This is a genomic window from uncultured Fibrobacter sp. (assembly GCF_937877005.1).
GTDB lineage: Bacteria > Fibrobacterota > Fibrobacteria > Fibrobacterales > Fibrobacteraceae > Fibrobacter.
In genome coordinates, this window is the sequence record NZ_CALEFV010000146.1 from 1 (window position 1) to 2,993 (window position 2,993).

General features: G+C 53.1%; 3 protein-coding genes and 1 pseudogene. 1 reads left to right on the forward strand and 3 read right to left on the reverse strand.

Annotation, left to right across the window (positions count from 1 at the left end; all coding sequences use genetic code 11):
• From Q0628_RS07050 to Q0628_RS07060, 3 genes and pseudogenes are all read right to left on the reverse strand, one after another.
• A pseudogene (locus tag Q0628_RS07050) lies at positions 1-526 on the reverse strand (hypothetical protein); the annotation flags it as partial.
• Positions 527-607: 81 nt separating this feature from the next.
• Positions 608-1,528, reverse strand: a complete 921-nt coding sequence (locus Q0628_RS07055; protein ID WP_298769514.1) for a M23 family metallopeptidase — start codon at positions 1,526-1,528, stop codon at positions 608-610.
• A gap of 170 nt (positions 1,529-1,698) precedes the next feature.
• Entirely contained in the window at positions 1,699-2,460 is a 762-nt protein-coding gene (locus Q0628_RS07060) for a Nif3-like dinuclear metal center hexameric protein (RefSeq protein ID WP_298769516.1), read from the reverse strand.
• Positions 2,461-2,625: 165 nt separating this feature from the next.
• Here Q0628_RS07060 and Q0628_RS07065 point away from each other — a divergent pair.
• On the forward strand, positions 2,626-2,993 hold a 368-nt coding region (locus Q0628_RS07065), incomplete at its 3' end, for an S-adenosylmethionine synthetase N-terminal domain-containing protein (protein WP_298769518.1).

Genomic DNA, 2,993 nt, shown 5'->3' on the forward strand with positions numbered 1-2,993 from the left:
CTAGTTCATAATAAGGATTTGCGAGACCTGGCGTAGGATCTGCAACCGACCATCGGTCCGTATCCTTGACTCGTTGCAGCGACTTGCCCGCCTTCGGTGCAGGCAGAACCACCGAATCCAGGCAGTTTCCCGCCGAAAGGCGCCAAACCGACTCGCGCGCATTCGGTAGCGAAAGTGAACCGAGGCTTTCGCAAGCCACTCCTTCCAAAGTTTCTCCTGGAGCGGACTTGGCACACCCCGCATTGTCATGGACAAGCAAGAGCCGGTTCATTCCCCTCAGCCGCAGATAGGAAAACCGGAGCGGGGACTTTTCCTCGAAATGTACCCAGAGACTTTCTGCGGGCATCGTCCCCATTGTATTTTCTCCACCATGCTCCAGCCTGATTTCGACAAACTCGCCTTCCTGGTCCGAAACATCAACCGGATCCGGAAAGAACTCCGCAAAACGAGGACATGCGGACACATGACCAACAAAGCATCCCAGCACAAAAAATGCGCTGCAATGCGACCATAAATATTTAAGCAAGTTCACCCCCGAGGGGTAGAGCTATCCTTAGCCAGTCAAGCCAGCGCCATTTTCTCGGACAGCGGCGTCACCCAAGAACCGTCAGTCGACGGTATAGTCGTTGGGCAACATATAGGCAAGCGGATTCACCGGAGAATTCCCGACCCAGACCTCGTAATGGAGGTGGGGGCCCACGGAACGGCCGGTATTACCCATATAACCAATCACCTGATAACGATGGACGAACTGTCCCTGATGCACAATCGACAGTTGCATGTGACCATAGCGAGTCTTGATCGTGTTCCCGTGGTCAATCGTCACGAAGTTACCGAAGGTCGAACTCATCTGGGCGACTTCCACCACGCCATCGGCTGCGGCATAAATCGGGGTCCAGCGTTCATTCGCAATATCCACCCCCTGATGCATCTTGCCAATTTCACCCGTAACCGGGTGGATACGGGGACCGAACGCCGAAGCGTAACGTCCCTGAGTCGGAGCAATGGACGGCACAAATCGCCATGCGGACATTTTCTGATCCATGAACTTGTTCAAGTTGCGGAAAGAGGCGTCATTGTTCGCAAGCTTTCCCTGAATACGCTGAGCGGTCTCGCCGAGAATCGACATACGTTCAAAGACAGGAGATGTCTTGCGAAGCAGGAGCGAGTCGGCGCGAATAGAGCCTCCTGTACCCAGTTCCCTAGAAGATTCGTCCTGCGTCGGTAGACTGAAACGGGCATAGAGGCGATTTTCGTCGTTCAAGAAAGAATTCGTCGTATTGGACAAGTAATCCAGGGTACCCTGAATCTGGGTCATTTCACGATCCAGCTTGGCACGTTCCTTCAACTGGTGGTTCAGGATGCCGTCGTAAATCGTCGTCGAAGCAAGCTGGACAACGAACAGCAAGACCCCTATCGCCACAAAGAAGCGAAGTACCGGCCAGGCCTTGAAGAGGAACGCCGGCATGTGCAGCGTCACGGACTTCGAGGAGTTCTGGAAGTGAATGGTGGTCTTGTAAAAATTCACGGGCGAAAAGATAGCAAAAGAACACCAAAAAGCCCTTAAAAAAAAGGTGACACAGGCCAAACAACATGCCAAAGACCCGCAAATGGGCCAATCCAACAAAAAAAGGGCACTTCAGCCCTTTAATGCAAGAAAAAAGTAAGTTTCAACACAGGTACACGGCAAGGCTCTTTCTAGACAGGATTGTCTATGTCGACAAACCTGGCCGGTATTCCGAGTTCATTCCGAATCTTTTCCGCCAGGGCGCGAACGCCGAAGATTTCGGTGCGATGGTGCCCAGCCGACACCAGATTGAACCCGAGTTCCTCCACCGTGATGGGGACGGCTTCCTTGATTTCACCCGTCACGAAAGCATCGCAACCAAGCGAGACCGCCTCCTCGACACCGCTTGCGCCTGAACCGCTACAGATGCCGACCTTGCGGATAGTTTTGCTACCGTAAAAGAGCTCATGCTGAACCCCATGCTCGAAGGCCGCATTGAGACGCTCCACGAACGCTTCGCGAGAAAGGGGGGGCGCAAACTCACCCACGACACCGATGGTCCTCTCTCCTTCCTGTAGGAACCCCTGGACATCCGAAAGTCCAAGAGCGCGGGCAATCAAGGCGTTATTGCCGATCTCCACATGTCCGTCGAGCGGAAGGTGAAAGCCGTAAAGCGAAATACCATTCTGCATCAGGCGACGCATGCGCTGTCCGAACTTACCCACAAGGATGCGGTTTTCGCCATTCCAAAAGCCGTTCGGATGATGGACCACGATACAGTCCGCCCCTTCTTCTATGGCCGCATCAATGAGTCTATCGCGAAAGGAAACTCCTGTCACAACGCGAGTCACCTTGTCAGACGCCTCGACACAGAGACCATCGACGCAGTAGTCCCTGAATGCCTGCGGTTCAAGCAGATTATTGAGCCAGTCGGAAAAATCGGAAAGTTTCATAAGTCGCCCGCGAGTTTTCAATGAAATAAGTCCATGATAAAGGTAGTAAAAAGAATCGAAAAGATGCATTTATAGCGTCTTATCAGCCTTTTTGGGTTGTCCAGCTTTATGCGTTTTTCTAAATTTATGCATAGATAAAGTTTCAACCTTATTTTAGGAGCCTACATGGCACATTATCTTTTTACTTCTGAATCCGTATCCAAGGGTCACCCGGACAAAGTCTGCGACCAGATTTCGGACGCGATCCTTGACGCGTGCCTCGCCCAAGACCCGAACAGCCGCGTCGCTTGCGAAACGCTCGTGAACACGGGCCTCGTCGTCATTTCCGGCGAAATCACCACCAAGGCTGTCATCGACTACCAGCAGATCGCCCGCAAGACCATCAAGGGAATCGGCTACGTGAATCCGGAACTCGCCTTCGACTACAAGGGTTGTTCCGTGCTCGTTGCCATGGACAAGCAGTCCCCGGACATCGCCCAGGGCGTGGACGCTAAGGCTGCCGACGGTAAAGAAGACGACAAGCAGGGTGCCGG